The organism is Frateuria aurantia DSM 6220 (assembly GCF_000242255.2).
GTDB classification, from domain to species: Bacteria; Pseudomonadota; Gammaproteobacteria; order Xanthomonadales; family Rhodanobacteraceae; genus Frateuria; species Frateuria aurantia.
Genome location: NC_017033.1, coordinates 273,754 through 290,251, shown reverse-complemented (window position 1 = coordinate 290,251; position 16,498 = coordinate 273,754). Strand labels below are relative to the sequence as shown.

15 protein-coding genes and 1 tRNA gene are annotated in these 16,498 nt (G+C 58.8%); 8 read left to right on the top strand and 8 right to left on the bottom strand.

All coding sequences use genetic code 11. The annotated features are described in order from the left end of the window. Positions 1 to 44: 44 nt before the first annotated feature. Positions 45 to 944: an alpha/beta fold hydrolase gene (locus FRAAU_RS01200; RefSeq protein ID WP_014401743.1), complete on the bottom strand. Its 900-nt coding sequence runs from the start codon at positions 942 to 944 to the stop codon at positions 45 to 47. Between the two features lie 269 nt (positions 945 to 1,213). Here FRAAU_RS01200 and FRAAU_RS01195 point away from each other — a divergent pair. Next, a tRNA-Ile gene (locus FRAAU_RS01195) sits at positions 1,214 to 1,289 on the top strand. A gap of 177 nt (positions 1,290 to 1,466) precedes the next feature. Beyond that, a complete protein-coding gene (locus tag FRAAU_RS01190) occupies positions 1,467 to 2,687 on the top strand; it encodes a tyrosine-type recombinase/integrase (protein ID WP_014401742.1) in 1,221 nt (406 codons plus the stop codon). A 105-nt stretch (positions 2,688 to 2,792) separates the two neighbouring features. Here the strand turns inward: FRAAU_RS01190 and FRAAU_RS17080 are convergent, their stop codons facing one another. Genes FRAAU_RS17080 through FRAAU_RS01185 form a run of 3 tightly spaced genes read right to left on the bottom strand, consistent with a single transcriptional unit; the run spans position 2,793 to position 5,034 of the window. Then, positions 2,793 to 3,314, bottom strand: a complete 522-nt coding sequence (locus FRAAU_RS17080; protein WP_156803299.1) for a hypothetical protein — start codon at positions 3,312 to 3,314, stop codon at positions 2,793 to 2,795. A gap of 33 nt (positions 3,315 to 3,347) precedes the next feature. Beyond that, complete coding sequence (locus FRAAU_RS17075; RefSeq protein ID WP_156803298.1) at positions 3,348 to 3,677, bottom strand: hypothetical protein; 330 nt, start codon at positions 3,675 to 3,677, stop codon at positions 3,348 to 3,350. Positions 3,678 to 3,684: 7 nt separating this feature from the next. After that, a complete protein-coding gene (locus tag FRAAU_RS01185) occupies positions 3,685 to 5,034 on the bottom strand; it encodes an AAA family ATPase (protein ID WP_014401741.1) in 1,350 nt (449 codons plus the stop codon). 130 nt (positions 5,035 to 5,164) lie between these two features. Between FRAAU_RS01185 and FRAAU_RS01180 the strand changes: the two genes are divergently transcribed. Further along, positions 5,165 to 5,704, top strand: a complete 540-nt coding sequence (locus FRAAU_RS01180) for a recombinase family protein (protein WP_014401740.1) — start codon at positions 5,165 to 5,167, stop codon at positions 5,702 to 5,704. 282 nt (positions 5,705 to 5,986) lie between these two features. Here FRAAU_RS01180 and FRAAU_RS17070 read toward each other — a convergent pair whose 3' ends face one another. Further along, a complete protein-coding gene (locus FRAAU_RS17070; protein WP_156803296.1) occupies positions 5,987 to 6,328 on the bottom strand; it encodes a hypothetical protein in 342 nt (113 codons plus the stop codon). A 61-nt stretch (positions 6,329 to 6,389) separates the two neighbouring features. Here FRAAU_RS17070 and FRAAU_RS01175 point away from each other — a divergent pair, with 61 nt between their 5' ends. The 4 genes from FRAAU_RS01175 to FRAAU_RS01160 all read left to right on the top strand — a co-directional run bounded on the left by FRAAU_RS01175 (position 6,390) and on the right by FRAAU_RS01160 (position 12,214). After that, on the top strand, positions 6,390 to 7,025 hold the full coding sequence (locus FRAAU_RS01175; RefSeq protein WP_014401739.1) for a DUF1269 domain-containing protein: 636 nt from the start codon (positions 6,390 to 6,392) through the stop codon (positions 7,023 to 7,025). A gap of 1,199 nt (positions 7,026 to 8,224) precedes the next feature. Further along, positions 8,225 to 9,511 carry a c-type cytochrome gene (locus tag FRAAU_RS01170; RefSeq protein WP_169314738.1) on the top strand — a complete coding sequence of 429 codons (1,287 nt, stop codon included), beginning with the start codon at positions 8,225 to 8,227 and terminating at the stop codon, positions 9,509 to 9,511. Continuing rightward, positions 9,508 to 9,969 carry a (2Fe-2S)-binding protein gene (locus FRAAU_RS01165; RefSeq protein ID WP_014401737.1) on the top strand — a complete coding sequence of 154 codons (462 nt, stop codon included), beginning with the start codon at positions 9,508 to 9,510 and terminating at the stop codon, positions 9,967 to 9,969. The genes FRAAU_RS01170 and FRAAU_RS01165 overlap by 4 nt, the downstream gene beginning before the upstream one ends. Beyond that, positions 9,959 to 12,214 carry a xanthine dehydrogenase family protein molybdopterin-binding subunit gene (locus FRAAU_RS01160; RefSeq protein WP_014401736.1) on the top strand — a complete coding sequence of 752 codons (2,256 nt, stop codon included), beginning with the start codon at positions 9,959 to 9,961 and terminating at the stop codon, positions 12,212 to 12,214. Before FRAAU_RS01165 ends, FRAAU_RS01160 begins: the two co-directional genes overlap by 11 nt. A 100-nt stretch (positions 12,215 to 12,314) precedes the next feature. Here FRAAU_RS01160 and FRAAU_RS01155 read toward each other — a convergent pair whose 3' ends face one another. The 3 genes from FRAAU_RS01155 to FRAAU_RS01145 all read right to left on the bottom strand — a co-directional run bounded on the left by FRAAU_RS01155 (position 12,315) and on the right by FRAAU_RS01145 (position 15,253). Next, entirely contained in the window at positions 12,315 to 13,610 is a 1,296-nt protein-coding gene (locus FRAAU_RS01155; protein WP_156803295.1) for a hypothetical protein, read from the bottom strand. Positions 13,611 to 13,803: 193 nt separating this feature from the next. After that, positions 13,804 to 14,439, bottom strand: a complete 636-nt coding sequence (locus tag FRAAU_RS01150) for a DUF6348 family protein (RefSeq protein WP_014401734.1) — start codon at positions 14,437 to 14,439, stop codon at positions 13,804 to 13,806. Between the two features lie 355 nt (positions 14,440 to 14,794). Further along, the gene (locus FRAAU_RS01145; RefSeq protein WP_014401733.1) at positions 14,795 to 15,253 is read right to left on the bottom strand and encodes a polysaccharide deacetylase family protein; all 459 of its coding nucleotides are present in this window, start codon (positions 15,251 to 15,253) and stop codon (positions 14,795 to 14,797) included. Positions 15,254 to 15,932: 679 nt separating this feature from the next. Here FRAAU_RS01145 and msuE point away from each other — a divergent pair. Next, positions 15,933 to 16,493: an FMN reductase gene (gene msuE / locus FRAAU_RS01140; protein WP_014401732.1), complete on the top strand. Its 561-nt coding sequence runs from the start codon at positions 15,933 to 15,935 to the stop codon at positions 16,491 to 16,493. The last annotated feature ends 5 nt before the right edge of the window (positions 16,494 to 16,498 follow it).

The following is a 16,498-nucleotide window of genomic DNA, read 5'->3' as shown; positions in this document are numbered from 1 at the left end:
ACCTGTACTCAAGCCCGATCCGTCGTGGCCAGGCCAGCCCGGCCTCAGTGCCCCAGAGTACGCCGCATCCAGGCCTCCACCGCCGGAAACACGATCTCGTCGGCATGGCGGCCCACGACGATGTCGTAATGGCCGAAGCGACGCGGGTAGCCATGCTGCGGTCCGAACACCTGCACAAAGTGGTCCCGCCCCGGGAATCGCTGCACCAGCTGCTTCACCCGCGCCGAAGAGGCCTGATGGGTATCGCCCTCGCCGACCGCCGCATATACCGGCAAGGTGACCTTGGCCAGCACCTCCGCATAATCGACCTCGCCATCCAGGCTCTTGAAACTGCCTTGCTCCGCCCATTGCGAAAACTGCCGGATCAGTCCCGGCGGCTCATCGGAAGGCCCCAGTCGCAACGGCCGTCCCGGCATGCGGCCATGCAACCGTGAGAGCAGCCGTGCCAGCGGCAGTTCCAGCCGGCGGCCCTTGTCGCCGTCGCGATAGTCATTGATCGCCGAGGCCAGCAACACCAGACCGCTGACCTGCCGCTGCAGTTCGGGAAAAAGACCCAGGGACACCGCCGCCGCGTAGCCACCGAGACCATGTCCGACCACGAACAGTGGCCCGGCTTCGTGCTTGCCGACAAAGCCCAGCAGCGCAGGGATGTCCGCCTCCACGTAATCATCGAAGCTCCAGCCCCAGTCATGCGGCGGATGTCCCGGCCAGCGGCTGCGGCCATGCCCGCGCATATTGCCCAGAAATACCGGATAGCCCAGCTCGTGGAAATAACGGCCCGCCCCCTTCTGGTCATGATTGAAGAACAGCCGCTGATTGCTGAAGGCGCCGTGCAGAAACAGCACGCCAACACCGTTGTCCTTGCCACTCGCGGCGGGAATCTCCTGCAGATACAACCCATGGCCTCCGCTGGAAACCCAGTGATCGACCGTTTCGATAAGCATCGCCCATCTCCCGCACCCTCGCCGCGGAACCGGCCACGTCAACGCCGCCATCCGCTGATCCGCCGCCGACACCCCGGCAGCGCGCCTCCGCCCGCTCTTGCAGCAGGCTCGCTTGCTACCGTAGGACCAGCTCCGATCAAGCCGCGTGAGCTGCGCGTCAACGGCAGGACAACACCTTTACCCGCCCCGCCCTGCCATACAGCCTCGTCATGCATGGCCGCAGGCATTCCCGCCCTGTTCCAAACCGGTTAAACTCCTCGATCTTGCAAGGGCCTATAGCTCAATGGTCAGAGCAGAGGACTCATAATCCTTTGGTTCCAGGTTCGAGTCCTGGTGGGCCCACCAAAGCCGTGTCTCAACTTGTTTCATCACGCTTCGATATTTTTAATTTTTTATTAAAAACATGATCTTATGAGAAGTCATGTTGCAAGGCGAAGCAGTAAGTCTCAAATCCGCTGTTGGGTAATGTGTTGGTGAAGCGTACCATGGGTGCACTTTTCACCAACATCAAGCAGCTCACCCATGCTGACGGACAAGGAAATCAAAAACATTCCTCTCCCGCTTGACGGCGAAGTCAAGAAGATACGGATGGGCAATAGCCTCTATCTGCTTCTTCAATCTAGCGGTTCTGGATACTGGTCCCTAAGCTACCGAGCCAACGGTAAGCAGAAGAGTGTTACGGTTGCACCGCCTTGGCCGGAAACCAAGGCCAAAGATGCCGTTCGCAAAGCGGCCGTCATGCGCGAGACGATCCGGAATGGTGATGACCCTCTAGTCTCCCGGCGAAAGGCGCGTGTTGGGCAATTGACGCAGCCTGACAGGCACTTCGATGTGGTGGCGATGGCTTGGTATGACTATCGCAAGCCGGCATGGAAGCCAAATACGGCTTCTCAAGTGAAGTCGTATCTCGAGCGAGAAATCATTCCGGCATTCAAAGGCCGTGCCCTTGATGACATCTCCACTCGTGAAATTGCAACCCTGCTCCAAAGCTATAGTCAACGGGGTGTAATCGACACCGGCATCAAAGTCCGGCAGTGGATCACCAGAATCTACGAGTACGCTCGTGCCATGGGACTTACCCAGGCCGATCCTTGCCGAGACGTCAAGGCACTGCACTTTCACCATCAACAAGGCCAGCGCAAACAACCTCATGTTTCGCAGGCTGAGCTACCTGAATTAGTAAAGGCCATCCGAAGCTATGCGGGATCACCCATAGTACGGATCTGCGCCGAACTGATGCTATGGACCGCAAATCGCCCCGGAGTAACACGTTCAGTCAAATGGAGCGAACTGGATCTGGATGCCGGCCTGTGGAAGATCGCCAAAGGCCGTGCGATGCATAAGGAAGGGCATCGTCATGAAACACCTCTCCCACGGCAGGCCATCGCAGCACTTCTTGAACTCCAGCCTTTCACCGGTCACTTCGAGCATGTTTTCCCTGGTCGGAATGAACCTTCCCAACCGATCAGTGATGGTGCAGTCAATGCCATGCTGAAAGCCCAGGGCTTCGCCGGCCGCCAAACACCTCATGGCATCCGGCATGTCGTCTCTACCGCGCTAAATGAGCGTGGGTATCGGCCAGACCTCATTGAGCGGCAACTTACTCACGGAGACCCCGACAAAGTCCGAGGGATATATAACGAAGCCATGCTCATCCCTGAGCGAAGGGAGATGATGCAAGCCTGGGCGGATGAACTTGATCATATAAGAGAAATTAATGTTAAAGATCAAAGGGCTCCGTAAATGATGCAATAGTAATAAATTATTACTCAAACCGCCGTACCCAACGAAATGTCTCACACACACGACAAATCGACCAACCCAAAAATTAACTCAAGACATAGCACACTAGCCGTCATTAATTTCCGCCACTTTTATAAAGGCACGGCAGCGCGATATTTCACCAACGTCCGCGTAACGAACCAATCTATGTGAAATTGAATCATCGTGGTTGTTTGATCCGGTCGACCATTTAATCCTCCTAATGAATAATGGCAGGCACATTTTCTTTCCTGACGCAATACTCCATCCGGAAATTTCATTTTTAATAGCAAATTGCTGCAAATTATGAACGGCATGATCAAAGGCACCAGATCCTTTCGCATGGTCGACAGCACTCCTTAAATCATCAATCCATCTATCAACCTTCTCACCATCAATTACACCATCGGCGCCAGAATAAAAGGCAGTTATAGCTTTAGCTCCTCCAGGAATTGGAACTTCAACTGCCTCACAGGCTGCATAAGCCAGAGCCAGTCGCAACAACTCCTTGCCCGATCTTAGAAACCAAGGATCAAAATCCGCTTTTGCTCTAACCGCACGAAGACTCTGCTTGCCCCGCTCATCAGATAGAAGCTCATCGAACGGCACGTCACCGATAAGATAATTCTCTATACAATATCTTTAAAGTCTAAAAATACCAGACGGAATAACATGCCTCTGCATATTGCATAAAATAGAAGAGTAGTCACCATCCAAAATATAAAGTCTACTCCTATTGGAAGGAACATCACCTTCATATCTTTTTATAACCTCAGATCTACCGCCTAATGAAATTGGCGTTTCAATCCGGATATCCACCAGCGCCCTATTAATAAGGCCCGCGATCAAGCCGGCCGTGACCAAATCACCATCTTCGACATAAACATCGATATCATTAACATCCTCATAGAATACTGAGCTGGCGAATTTGGCATCGTCACTATACTCAACACTATCATCATTATGATCCACGGCAGCATTACCTTCCTCGAACTGAGATAGCATGGCTCTTGTACTTACCCACAATTTCAGGGGAGTGGGTCGCTAAAATCAGCTGATTAGAGCGCTGCGCTTCACAAGCACTCTCCACAAATCTTCTTTGCCACCGAACGTGGAGAGATAGTTCCGGCTCATCAATTATAAAAATATGTCGATCACGGCGGAAAAACAATTGCCCAAGGAGGCAAATTATCTGAATCTCACCTGACGAGAGCAAATTCAGCGGAATGAGGTCTTTAGAAGCACTTTCGATTACTAGCTGGCCAACTTTGTTTAAATTTGCCACCTTTCCCGAGTCAACGAGAAATAAATTAAGTCTCCTTAAAAAAAGATTAGTCTTTGCGTACAGTGCAGCAACAGCATCTTTATTTTCATCAATAACCTTAAGGAGCGAAGTAATTCGCTCGATTTGAGCCTTATGAACAAGCCAATCTAGCATCAAAGACAAATCAGAATCACCTTTACCTATGCGCTCGTACGATTTTTTCAATTTCTTAAAAAATACATCAACTTGTCCTATGACGTCTTTACTATCAACCTCGATACTAGCGATGACACCCCTAATCTCGTGCTCTCGATCTAGAAGAGCCTGATAGCGGTCCTTAAGCGCCTGCCCATCTGTTGCAAAATCGTCCTCAAATGCAAATTCAGAGAACTGGAAGGCTGATATTACTATTTCCTTCCTTAGCTTATTCGCTCGTCCAGCTTCGATGTCTTTTAAACGCTTATATTCCTTAGAAAGCAGCGACTGCAATTCCTCAATGCTATTTTTAGAACCTACAGAGGTATTATTAGAAATCTTCATTCCTAAAAGCTCAGCAGTCGATCCCGCCAATCTTGCTGGTTGATCATCTTCAAAATTTCTGTCTAGCCCCACATAATATGGCGATGCGAGCTTTTCCAAATAGGAATACACCTTAGTGTTACTTTGATCATCCCATATAGATTTAGCCAGCAAGCTCGCCCTGAGATCAGATCCGATAAATTTGGACTCATCTGACATATGAACAATGGGGACGACGCACTTATCCCTTAACGGGTCGATCCCACTAGCGCCCAAAATAGTAATGATCATACTCTTAGAAGTATTATCCGCTCGCAGGGTCACCACGCGATCAGAATGCTTAGGTATCAGGTCGACCTCAACCGTCTTGAAGGGAATTAAGGACAATCTGGACAGCGACGGAGTAAGAAGGTAAGTAATCATTTTTAGGACAGTAGTTTTACCACTACCATTAGCGCCTATTAAAATATTAAGATCCGAGTGGAAAGCCAGATCGAAATTTAGGTGGCCGTAAACTGAGCTTGCTCTGAAGGAAGTAATTTTCATCGGATGTGCTTTCCATACTCCGGCTTGATCGATAGATAATAAATCAAAACGCATACCTTGAGATAGGTCACCCCAGGCTATCAAAATTCATATCAAAATGATATTATCAAATACCTTAAGGAGTTTTGATATGTCTGAGATAGTCGGTTACGCCCGTGTCAGCACTTCTGGCCAAACTTTAGACATCCAGCAAGAGAAGTTACACGCGGCTGGCTGCACACGCATCTTTTCCGAAAAAAAGTCAGGGCGTCAGGCCGACAACCGTCCGGAGTTACAAAGTTGCCTGCAGTTTCTCCGTGATGGAGACACCCTTGTCATTACCAAGCTTGATCGAATGGCGCGTTCAGTACTAGATCTGGCCAAGATTGCCGATGTACTACGCACAAAGGGCGTCGCCCTCAAAGTACTCGACCAAGCCATCGATACCACCAGACCTGAAGGTCGTCTGATGTTCAGCTTGCTTGGCGCGTTTGCGCAGTTCGAAAATGATATTCGGGCTGAGCGACAACTCGAAGGCATCGCCAAGGCGAAGCAGAAGTGTGTTGCCTTTGGAAGAAAGCGCGCACTGACCCCAGAACAATGCGAGCGGGTCACGATACTTCGGCGCGACGAGAAGTTTTCCATAGCTCAGATAGCAGAACGCTTCAATGTAGGCCCTGCCACGATCTAGCGTGCACTAGCTTCGACAAAACGTATAGACGTCTAATTACAAAACCTTATTGTGCCGTAGCTATAGACACATATAGGTGAACGACATCCGCAATGAAAGCAACGGAACTGCCCTAGGGAAACTCTGAACAACGCCGCGCAATTTGCGATAATCGGTCAACCACTCGACGGGATGCTTTCGATGCAGCGGAGCTTCGGTGGGACGGAACACATCGACTGACGCCGAGCCGACGTGTCGGAAGTATTTCTGCCCATGCCGGAACAGCGGATGCTGCGGACACCATCACCGACTAGGATTGAGAGGCATGATCCCGGCGCGGGCCAGCCGAGCCGCCTGCCCCGCACTCAGGGGAAGATATCGCGCTTCGTGCGGAGAGGCTGCCGGAATGATGTGCTGAACAAGACGATGGCTCTCAACTTCTGCCACTTCTCGAAGCGGCACGACCTGGTCGGCAACCTGGGCAATCGCGTCGGCACGTACCTTCCGAGCGATGGCAGGCATCGGTGCAGAGACAGTGCGTGGTATCTGTTCGGCAATCCATTGGTATCGACGCCACATCTTGCGAACCGATACGTTCATATTGCGACGCAATATATTTATTCCTGCGATTTCCATCGTGTACATATTGAGCGGTTTACCCTGTGACGCCCGTTTTGGTGGCATCAACCGTTTCAGGAGTCATGCTATGAACCACAATCTGATCACCCTGTCCTTTGCCGAGGAAAGCAAGGCCTATCAGGCCCTGGCCGAGCTCAAGCAGGCGGCGGCCGAAGGCCGGGTCAAGCTGGTGGATGCGGTGGTAGTGAGCCGAGGCTTTGACGGCCAGCTGCAGGTGCAGGACGGCGCATCCGACGGAAGCCTGGCGACCCCGGGCTGGACCGGCACCCTGGTCGGTGCCGTGGTCGGCATGCTGGGCGGTCCGATCGGCGTCTTGCTGGGTGGCCTGGCCGGCTCCCTGATCGGTGACTCGGTGTCGCTGGACAAGGCCGGCAATCGTACCAGCCTGGTCGAACAGATCGCCCAGTGCATTCCGGCCGGCGCCACCGCCCTGATCGCTTCGGTCAAGGAAGCGGCACCGGAAGTGATCGACGATCTGGCGGCCAGTCTGGGGGGGCTGGTGCTGCGCCGCCCGGTCGAGGCTGTACAGGCCGAGGTCGATGCCCAGACCGCCGCCGCCATGGCCGCCGCCGCCGAAGCCCGCCGCGTGCTGCATGAGCAGCAGAAGGCCGAATGGAAGGACAAGATCCAGCATTGGAAGGGCGATTTCAGCGAGCATCTGCACAGCCTGGCTGAAAAGATCAAGGACAAGCGCGCCAAGTAATTGCAAGCCCGCAGCAGGCCCGAACCGCTCTATCTCGGGTCTATCGCAGGCCGGTCCTCATGCCCTGCCGCCGGCAGGCGCGTGAGGACCATCCGGCGACATATTTTCAGACGGCTATTTAGATACGGCATGCCGATGCCTCCCTTCGCCACCTCGCAAACCGTCCATATCGGCTCACGTATGGGTGATTCCGCAAGCAGCCAAAGACCGGCCTTGCCGACGGAGCTGATTGCGGCTTCTCAATGGCGCCACCCTGCTCTCGTCACATAAATCACAAGAGGTCGCCGGCGGCTTCGAAGGGCTTCATGACTGCAATGGCGCGGGCCTGCAGCAATGCTGCCCCGAACCGGACTCGCCCGCCTTCGTGAAGCGTCCACGGAATGCGATGCGATATCCGCCACCCTCGATATCCGTCAGCACCGACCCGCTGCAACGACGATGACTGGCCATCCACGCCGCCCCTTGACTACCGGTGCGCGTCCCTGGCGCGGCAGGCAGCGGCAGCGTCGTCCCCTCTTTCCATGGGTACCCTCAAGTCCGCTGAAGTCGAAGACCGGACCCGGATCGCCATGAGTTCCGTGGGCATCGATGCCGGCGAAGTCATGCGCCGACCGTGCCCGGAACAAGATTCTCCCGGACCAGACCCATGCCCTCCATAGCGCATGCCTGTCACGCATGCCATGCGGATGCCCAAGCCGCCCCGTGGACGGAATGCATGACCGTCGAACAGGACAGTAATATCGGCCCGCCGCCACCGTTTGCCCGGCCGTGATCCGATCGCCAGAATTCACAAGACGTCCACACAATTGGTTTCAATCTTCCAGCGTCATGAAGATTTGCACACCCGCGCCATTCCATACCGCAAGCCGTGATCGAGTTCAGTAGGGACGCCCGAACACGATGGATGCGAATGGAGAAAGAACAATACGCGCCTGAATGCCGGCGGCCGGTTCGATGCTCCGGCCTCAACTCCTGATCGAGTTTTCATCAGGCACCACTCATAGCAAGCCGATCGCCGTCGTCTGGCGATCCTGAGCCCGCCCTTGGGAGATCTGAAGACTATGCGCAAGGAGTGTCTCGGTCGCCGCCCGTCCGCGCCACGGTCCAGCCTGCGCCACCTCGGGATCCTGCTTCTGGGCCTGCCGATCTCTTGCCTTGCAGCGGACAAGCCTGCGGAGGCCGGGCTGCAGGCTTCGATCGTGCGCGGCTCCTACCTGGCCACGGCGGCCGACTGTGCGGCCTGCCATCGCACCCCCGGTGCGAACACGCCATCCTTTGCCGGTGGTCTGGGGATGGAACTGCCTTTTGGCCGGATTGTCGCCAGCAATATCACGCCTTCGGTCAGCGCCGGCATCGGCAACTACAGCGAGCAGGATTTCGTGCGCGCCCTGACCCTGGGCCGGCGGCGGAATGGCAGCTGGCTGTATCCGGCCATGCCCTATCCGGCCTATGCCGGCCTGCAGCCGGCAGATCTGCACGACCTCTACAACTATTTCATGCATGGCGTAGCGCCCGACGATCAAACGCCTGCCAAAGGCTGGATGGCCTTCCCCTATTCGGTGCGCCGTGGTCTGGCGCTGTGGAATGCCCTGTTTGCCCGACAGCAGGAGCCGCCGCCCACAACAGGCGAGTCCGCCACGCTGCGCCGCGGCCGCTATCTCGTCGATGTGCTGGGTCATTGCGGCTCCTGCCACACCCCGCACAACATCGCGATGGCGGAAGAGCATTCGCATTATCTGCAGGGCGGCCATGTCGATGGCTGGATGGCGCCCGATATCACCTCCGATCCGGTCCGCGGGCTGGGAGACTGGTCACAGGATGAAATCGTCAGCTATCTGCGTGACGGCCACGCCACCGGCAAGGCCATGGCGGCCGGCGGCATGGCCGAGGCGGTGGAAAACAGTCTTCATGCACTCACCCATGCCGATCTGGGCGCTATCGCCACCTATCTGCAGCACGTCCCCGGCCGCGGCCATGCCGGTCATGAGCCGCCGGCATGGGCCTATGCCGGGGATCCGAAGGCCGACCGCAGACCGGCATTGGCCGAGGGACGCGAGATCTATGCGCGTGCCTGCGCCAGCTGTCACCGGCTGGCGGGCGAAGGTGCCTATGGCGACTGGTTTCCTGCACTCAGTCACAACAGCACTGTAGGTGCGCCTGCCGCCACCAATCTGATCCAGGTCATCCTGCATGGCATCGACAGGGCCAGCGGCCCGGTGCGCGTCCATATGCCGGGCTTTGCCGGCAGCCTGGACAACCGCCGGATCGCAGCGCTGACCACCTATGTCCGTGCCCGCTTTGGACGCGAAACCGGCCCCGTGACCACAGACGAGGTCGCCACCGCACGTCGAGGCGGTTTGCCGGTCGGTCTGCGCGCCATGCTGATCACCGGACCATGGCTGGGCCTGCTGGTGTTGCTGGGCCTGATCTGGACCACCGTGCGCCGATGGCAGCGCCGCCATGCTGCAAACAGGAGTTCGTCGTGAAATTCACCCTGAATGGCCGCCCCGTCGAGTTTGACGGTGAGCCTGACACCCCTCTGTTGTGGGTGTTGCGCGAGCAGTTCCTGCTGACCGGAGCCAAATTCGGCTGCGGGATCGGTGCCTGCGGCGCCTGCACCGTGCATGTCGACGGTGAAGCCGTACGCTCGTGCTGCTATCCTCTGGCGCTGGTGGCCGGACGGCAAGTGACCACCATCGAGGGCCTGACCTCGCCCGCCGGTATGGCCGTTAAAAAGGCCTGGATCGACGAGGATGTGCCCCAATGCGGCTATTGCCAGACCGGCTGGATCATGGCGGTCAGCGCCTTGCTGGAGACGCTGCCGGCACCGACGGACACCGATATCGACCAGCGCCTGAGCAATCTGTGCCGCTGTGCCACCTACTATCGCGTCCGCAAGGCGATCCACCGCGCCAGCCGTGAGGTGCTCGGTCATGAAGGCTGAACGCCGCCGCTTTCTCGCCGCCGGCACCGTGGCAGCCATCTCGATATGGCTGCCGCTGAGCGGCCCCTTGCGGGCCGCCCGTTTTCTGCAGGGGAACACGCCACTGCCGACCCGCGGCGAGATCAATGACTGGGTCTGGATCCAGGACGATGGCCGGATTCTGCTCGGCGTCAGTCAGGCCGAGGTCGGCCAGGGCATTTATACCGGACTGGCCGAGGTGCTGGCCGACGAAATGGATGCCGACTGGGAACAGGTCAGCGTGCAATTCGTGACCGGACGCGAAGCCTATCGCCAGGTTGCCGGCGGTGAGGCCAAGTCCCAGTTCGTGGCGGCCTCGACCTCGATGACGGTGTTCTATCCGCGTCTGCGCCAGGCAGGTGCCCAAGCCAGGGATCTGCTGCGACGGGCCGGCGCCCTGTATTTCGGAGTCGCCCCCGATCAGTGTCGTACCGAAAAGAGCCATGTCATTGATGTCGTCGACGGACGTCGTATCGGCTACGCTGAGCTGTTGAGTCTGGCCAGCCGGCTGAAACCCGATCCCGATGCGCCCCTGAAGACTCTGGACGAAAGCCGCAAAGGCCTGATCGGTGCCCGGATCCATCGGATCGACACCCGCGCCAAGGTCGAGGGCAGCGCCATTTTCGGCATCGACGTCCAGGTCCCCGACATGTTGATCGGGGTGCCATGGATGGTGCCGGGCTTTACCGGCCGGGTGCTGGGCATCCGCAACGCTGCGACCATCCGTGCCCTGCCCGGCATCGTGGACCTGGTCCCCAGCCGGCACCTGTCCATCAACAATATGGTCGGACGTGATCCGGACCACAGCCCGAACACGATCATCGTGGTGGCGCACAGCTATTGGCAGGCCAGGAAGGCCGCCGACTTGCTGGATGTCGACTACGACCCGGGCCCCGGTGCCGACCTCGACAGCGCAGGCATCGATGCCGCCAATGCCGCCATGCTGGCCAGCGACAAGCTGGTGACGGCCACCGACCGCGGCGATGCGCGAAGCCTGATCGAACAGGCCGCCATCCAGACTGACCCTCATCTGCACGAAGCTCGCTACAGTGCGCCCTACAGCAACCAGGCGACGATGGAGCCTTGCAATGCCACCAGCTTCCACCGGGGCGACCATATCGAGACCTGGGGCCCCTTCCAGGGTCAGGATGTGATCCGGGGCGCGCTGGGCAAGATGTTCAAGCTGGCGCCGGACAAGGTCATCGTCAACACCACCTTTGTCGGCGGCAGCTTCGGGCGCAAATACATACCGGATGCCGTGATCCATGCCACGGCGGCCTCCAGGGCGGTCGGCCGGCCGGTAAAGGTGATCTATCCGCGCGACATCGATATCCAGCATGGCTATTTCCGACCCGGCGAAATCGGTCATTTCCGGGCCCTGCTGAATGCGGACGGCTATCCGAAGGCCTTGTGGGCGCGCTATGCCGGACAGTCGCTGTTCTGGCAGATGCACCGCGACTTCGTGGAAAAGGCCGGCGGCTGGGACGAGACCATGGTGGAGTGCGTCTATGACACGATCTACGCGATTCCCGGACTGCGGGTGGAGTCGGGCATCGTCGATCAGGTGATTCCGGTCAGCTATATGCGCGGTGTCGGCAGCGTCGCCAGTCTTTTCTTCTATGAAAGCTTTGTCAGCGAGCTGGCTGATCAGGCCGGCATCGACGGCTACAGCTATCGTCGTCGCCTGCTTGCGGCTGAACCGGAGGCGCTGGCCGTGCTGGATGCGGCCGCCACAGCGGCCGGCTGGCATCAGCCATTGCCGCCGGGCCACTATCGCGGCCTGGCCTTCAATGAATGGGAGGGGCGCAATCATGCCTTTACCAGCCATGTCGCCCTGGTAATCGAAATCCGCCTGGTGCAAGGCAAGGTCTCCATCGTCAAGGCCACCTGTGCCGTCGATTGCGGCCGGGTAATCAATCCCAATCTGGTCAAGGCCATGATGGAGGGTGGCATCGGCTTCGGTCTCACCATCGCCTTCAAGAGCCAGCTGCATTTCAAGCATGGCGCCACGGTCGAGGAAAACTTCAATACCTATCCGCTGGCCGGCATCCAGGCCATGCCCGAGGTCGAAGTGGTGCTGATCGACAGTCCGCGCGAGCCCCAGGGCGTAGGCGAGATCGCCACCGCCGTGGTCGCCCCGGCGCTGGCCGATGCCTTGCATCAGGCCACCGGCCGTTATTATCGCGAGCTGCCGTTTCCGCCCGAGGTGCAGCCGGACCGGATCTGATCATCTCCCGCAACGGAGCAGGCCTGCGCTGACCTGATCGGCCCGCAAGCGACTCCGTCGTCAGCCCTGCACCAGCGCCGGCCGCGTCGCGACCATCAGTTCAAGGCGGGCTGCCGTCGGAGGCCCTGAGGGCGGCAAAGATCGGCGAAGCCTCCTCGCGAGCACGGCAGGGGCCGATACCGCCGACGGAAGCCTCCGGCACCGCATAGACCGCCCCTTTCCACGGATCCGGCCTGACGTAATACATGCCGTCGAGATGAGTGATGAAATTCAAGGGCACGGAGTGACCGGGGTTGTTGAGATCCTGCACCGTCGCATAACTGCTCGGTGCCGCAGACGACAGAGGCAACAAGGTGAGTACCTGGCAGGTCTCGCCATCGACGGTGGCAAGCTGCAAGGGATAGCTCACCAGCCGGGCCCCGGCCTGCGGCACGGCGGCCACCGCCACCAGAATCAGCAGCACCGAGACCATCACATGCTTCAAACCTCCCCGGTACATCCCCTTGATAATCCGCATCGCGACCAATGCCTGCAACAGAATGATCAAGGCCATGACAACGAGATAGATGATGGCAGCCACGACCAGCATCCGCGATGACTGCAAAGCTATGACATTCAGTAGCACCTGAATAAGAAACAGTGAAATAGTGCCCTGGACAAGGCCGGCCCCCAGTAAAATTAAAGCAAACTCGATAGATGGCCATCGGCCCAGCTTTTTCTTCAGCTGCCAGGCCAACATTATCAGCGCCATGGCTACGCCGATGGCGACCGCCCCGAGCCACCAAAACCAAGTCGGGCGCGGACTGAGCTCAAACAGCGAACCAACCCATAAAAGGCTGAACATGACGACGCCGCCGTTGAAACCGAGCCATTGCCTGAGCATCCGCCGGCGCACCACGGCAGCCTCGGTTTCGGGCAATTGACGAAAACCGGATGCCGCCCCGTCTTTTTCGGCTTCGGCGGCAAAACGCCCTCGTCCAAGAGTGCCGATGGATGGACCACCCTCGATCAAAGGCATCCACAAGGGCATGCTGGGCAGACAGATCACCAAGGTCATAGCGATGATCAGGAAAACCACGACCGAGAACAAAGCCGGCAGGGCAGCCAGCGAACTGGAGGACAGAAAACCGACCGGCAAGGCGAAGACCTTCAGAAAATCCAGCCATAACAGCGCGGCGATCGACAGTCCGACAAAGGTCAGAGGGCCGACCCGGTCCTGGGACCATTTCAGCAGGTCCGAGATTTCGTCAAACAGGCTGACGGCATCAGCCTTTGAAGCCGGAGTTTCTGCTGTCATGTCTCGCCCGTCGACATCATGGAGAAGGCCTCTGCATCGGCCTGTACGACATGAACTTGAATGGACGAGGCGAGACCTGCGCCCTGCGCCAGGAAGCATGGCCTGCTTGCGATCTGCGCAGACAGCAGATTCGTAAACGCGAGATCGCCATCCGCGACGAGATACCCCTCACCCCGTGGCGATAAGCGTCACACTCGCTCAGCGCCATCACAAACATCTGGCGGCTCCTGATGCATGACCTTTTTCCGGCCGTGGGAGGCGGCGCGGCAAGGAGCCGCCTCCTCCTTCCCGCTCAGTAGTCGCGCACATCCAGCGCCAGAAAGGCGCGCAGGCTATAAGCTGACGTCGGCCAGGCCAGCGCGGCCAGCGCCTTTTCGCCGCGAGCCCAGGACTCATTGTCCAGCAACACCTCACGGGTCAACTGACCGGTTTCGTCGCGGCGCTGGAAGATCTGCAGCCAATGCAGTTCGGCGCCGGGCGATTCCTGGCGCATGGCATCGCCCAGCGCCGTCAGCCAGCCCTCGGGGATCGTCATGTCGGCGGGACTCGGCACCGGCCGGCCGGCAAACACGTCCCATTGGCGCAGACCCAGATCCCAGCTCTGCACCTGGATCCGGCGGTCATCGGTGACATACCAGCAGCTGGCCAGCAACACGTGCAGGGCTTCGGCCTCGAAAGCCTGCAGTGCCTCGCGAACGCCGCCCTCGCCCGCGGCATGGCCGGGAAAGCTGACTTCGATCTGCCGGTCTTCGCTGAGCACGACGTCGATATCCAGCCAGCCGGGACCGCCAGCCGACGGCTCCTGCCACTGAGCGCTGACCGCAGGAAATTCACCCTCGGTGACCAGCCACTCTTCGTCGGCTTCGAGTTCCACGCCATGGGCTTCGAACAGGCGCAACAGTTCGCGTTGCAGGGCTTCTTGCTTCATTGATGGCTCTCCCGGGCCGAAAGGGACGATCTGGAGGATATCCGCAACCGCCATGATACCCCGAAGGTTCGCCGCCCATGGCGCGTATCTCCCGGCATGCAGAAAACCGCGACGCCGCAGGCCGTGACCGCACGGATGACAGCCATCTACAGCCAGGACGGTATCGCTCCCCGTTACCGGACTTCGCCTGCCGGGTCGGGGTAGATGGGACCAGGATGATTTGAACCGGCACGACAAGGATCGAGAGGCGCGGAACCAGGCCCGACGGGATCAAGCCCGACCGAGCCCGGCGTCGAACGAAACCATTCTGCCCGTGCGCCAGCTTGTCTCCCAGGGACCGGCTCCACGATATCGTTCACACGCCGTGCTGATCGCCGCCAGGCAGCGTCCGAAGCATCCACTCACCGACGAAGGTCTCCACCGCCAACCGAGGCGGTACTTTCAGGGACCAGGCCTTGACCAGTGCCTGCGCGGCACGGACATAGGCTTGCCGGGCCTGATTGCCGGCCTGCCTGGCCGCGGCCTGCTGCTGGCGCAGTCGGACCAGATACGGTGACGGCGGCCCGGGTCTGGCGAATTTCTGGTCCCGCCGCAAGATATCAGCCACCTGGGCAATCTGCAGCTGACTGGCATGCAGTCGCTCGGCCGCCTGCAACAGTTCGGTCAGGCTGGCCCGTTGCTCGGGGCTTTCGATCCGGCGACCGTCGGTGGTGGTCAACTCGACCGGCTGACCGGCCTGCAGACACGCCAACAAGGCCGCATGGGGAAAAGAAGTCGACGTCGTCATCAAGCTCAGCCACAGGGAATCGGGCAAGCCTCGCCGATCCGGAGCCTAAGCGCCAGCCCCGGTCACATCCGAAGCTTCTTCGATGCCGTGACTGGCCCCGCCGATCAGGCGCAGGTTGATCGGGCAGCCGGTCGCGATACCAGCCGCCGAGGATCATGGTATCCCCCCGCACATGCACTAGTTTTCGCCCCCCATCCCCGCCGTTTTCATCTTTGCTGCACACCGCACCAGGTCATGCCGTACTGACGGCAGACCCGGCATCCGCCCCAAAGGGGACGAGCATGACACAGTGCATGACAATGCAAGAGTCATGCCTTTCAAGAGTGCGATCCATACAGGCGTCCGGACATCTACACACAGCTTATTTTCAAGGACATCTCCCGGATTTCAGCTGTTGCCTTGGAAGCATCCTGCACATGCACTGCTCATCTTTTTATACCGCAACAAATCACTTTACAACCAAAGGCATAGCATGAAAAAAGATGATGACGGAGAGGCATAAGTTGATGCGAACTGCCCATGACGATTCGCTTTGGAAAGCCTTCGCAATGCAGGCAAAGTGAAGCAACACCGGTACCCAGGGCTCGGACCGACCGCTGCCGGAATGGTGTCCTTCCCGAATCGGCCCCCAACCCTCGCCGCCGGGAGCCGGCCATCATGGAACTGACTCTGCCTTGGTCCCATTCCTCACATCGGAGCATCTGACATGAGCCATCTCAACGTCGTCGCCATTGCGGGCAGCATATCGTCCACCTCGCGCACCCTGGTGCTGGCCGAAGCCATCGTGGCCGAGCTGGCCAGCCGCCTTCCGATCCAGGCCAGCGTGCTGTCACTGGCAGGCATCGCCCGCGAGCTGGGCGGCAGCCTGCACCGCAAGGAACTCTCGCCCATCGCCGAAGACACGCTCCAGGCCATCGAGCATGCCGATCTGCTGGTGGTGGCGGCGCCGGTCTATCGGGCCTCGTATCCCGGTCTGCTGAAGCATCTGTTCGATCTGGTCGGCCAGGAAGCGCTGATCGATACGCCTGTGCTGCTGGCCGCCACCGGTGGCAGCGAGCGCCATGCGCTGGTGATCGATCATCAGTTGCGACCGCTGTTCAGTTTCTTCCAGGCGGTCACCTTGCCGATAGGCGTCTACGCCAGCGAAGTCGATTTCCAGGGCCATGCCCTGCATGGTGTGGCCATCCATACCCGTATCGCACTGGCCGCCGACCGGGCGGCCGGTCTGCTGGCCGAGCATCGTATCGCCTTGCGCGCCATCGCCTGAGAGAG